This is a genomic window from Fulvivirga sp. (assembly GCF_040220315.1).
In the GTDB taxonomy this organism is placed as follows: Bacteria; Bacteroidota; Bacteroidia; order Cytophagales; family Cyclobacteriaceae; genus Fulvivirga.
The window spans coordinates 1-1,612 of the sequence record NZ_JAVJUY010000349.1 but is presented as its reverse complement, the minus strand read 5'-3'; the positions used below and the strand labels follow the sequence as shown (position 1 = coordinate 1,612).

3 protein-coding genes are annotated in these 1,612 nt (G+C 38.6%); 1 reads left to right on the top strand and 2 read right to left on the bottom strand.

All coding sequences use genetic code 11. The features are described 5' to 3' along the window. The coding region (locus RLO81_RS17620) for a nuclear transport factor 2 family protein (RefSeq protein ID WP_350114764.1) at positions 1–410 on the bottom strand (410 nt) is incomplete at its 3' end. 15 nt (positions 411–425) lie between these two features. Here RLO81_RS17620 and RLO81_RS17615 point away from each other — a divergent pair. After that, complete coding sequence (locus tag RLO81_RS17615; RefSeq protein WP_350114761.1) at positions 426–842, top strand: hypothetical protein; 417 nt, start codon at positions 426–428, stop codon at positions 840–842. 54 nt (positions 843–896) lie between these two features. On the opposite strand, the gene RLO81_RS17610 is transcribed toward RLO81_RS17615, so the two are convergent. Then, on the bottom strand, positions 897–1,612 hold a 716-nt coding region (locus RLO81_RS17610; protein ID WP_502880473.1), incomplete at its 5' end, for an ammonium transporter.

Genomic DNA, 1,612 nt, shown 5'->3' with positions numbered 1-1,612 from the left:
GTTACTTTCCATTGTCCTTTTCTTTTTTGAAATGTGCCACTATTAAGGTATTGAGTAATGCTGCCATCCGAAGTTAAGCTCACCAATTTAAAAGCAACAACAGCTACATCATCTGTCAATATTTTAACCTGTATATCTTCGGCTGAATAGGTTGGTCCGGGTTCAGTATTTTCATTTTCTTCTGTAGCACTAAACCCTTCCATGATAGTAGATTTTCCAAAACGTGTGCCGCTTGAACTAGTATAGGTTAAATCTTCACCCCAAAACCTATCGTGCATTTCTTTAGAGTCTACTTTACTCAGAAATTCGTTAACTAGATTGGTTAATACTGTTTTGTCATCTGTCTGGCCAAAGCTAATTAGAGATGAAAAGAAGAAAATTAAAGTTGTGCCAATAAATTTATTCATCATTGATAAGAAGTTTAATTGATCAATATACAGATTTTATTGCTGATCCATTATAAAATAGATCATTTTGGTAAGTACGGTTGCTCATTTGACAATGAAGCCCAAATTCCGTATTTTGTATACATGTCAAAACACCACTTAAAAACACTTGTAGAAACGCTTAATGACCTCAGAGAAGAAGGTTTTAAGGAAGATTTTGAATACCGAAATCATACACTTAAAGTGATTGGTCAAAGTAAACCTTACAAACCTGAAGAGGTTGAAGTTGTAGGCCAGTATCGATTCGAGGGTGAGTCTAATCCTTCTGATGCATCGATATTATATTCTTTAAGAACGCATGATGGCAAAAAAGGAACTGTCATAGACAGCTATGGCGCTTCTGCTGATGCAGATCTTCAGAAGTTTTTAGATCAAGCCACGAAACAAGTAAAATGAAAGGGCTATGTCAACCCCTTCATTTTATATAGTCAATTGGTTTTGGTTTTAACGTTAAGCGGCCTCACCATGCTGTGAGTTATCTAATCCCCGAATCTCCTGATTCATTGTTACCCGAACAGGAATAAGGAAATCTGTGATTTTATATAATAGTAAGCTCCCTCCAAAAGTGAATACGGTGACAATTCCTAAAGCCAGTAAATGATATAAGAAGGTAGTAGAATCACCATGTATTAGGCCTACATCCTTCGCTAAAACTCCTGTTAACAGCATTCCTACAATGCCTCCTACTCCGTGACTCGGAAATACATCCAGTGTATCGTCTATACCCGATCTTTTGTTTAAACTAATGGCAAAGTTAGACACTATTGCAGCTGTAAAACCTATGAATATACTTTGACTTAGGGTTACAAATCCAGCGGCTGGTGTAATGGCTACTAAACCTACAATAGCACCTATGCAGGCATTCAGTGCAGACATTTTTTTATTTCTGAATCGATCTAAGAAAATCCAGGTGATCATGCTGGCGGCTGATGCCAAATTGGTATTGGCAAAAGCTATTACTGCATCTATATTGGCGCCCAGTGCTGATCCTGCATTGAAACCGAACCATCCGAACCAAAGTAATCCGGTTCCGAGAATTACATAAGGTATATTGGCGGGCTCTTCTAATCGTACTCGTCTGTTGCCTAAGAATATAGATCCGGCCAAGGCGGCAAAGCCTGCTGACATGTGCACTACTGTTCCACCGGCAAAGTCCAGTACACCCC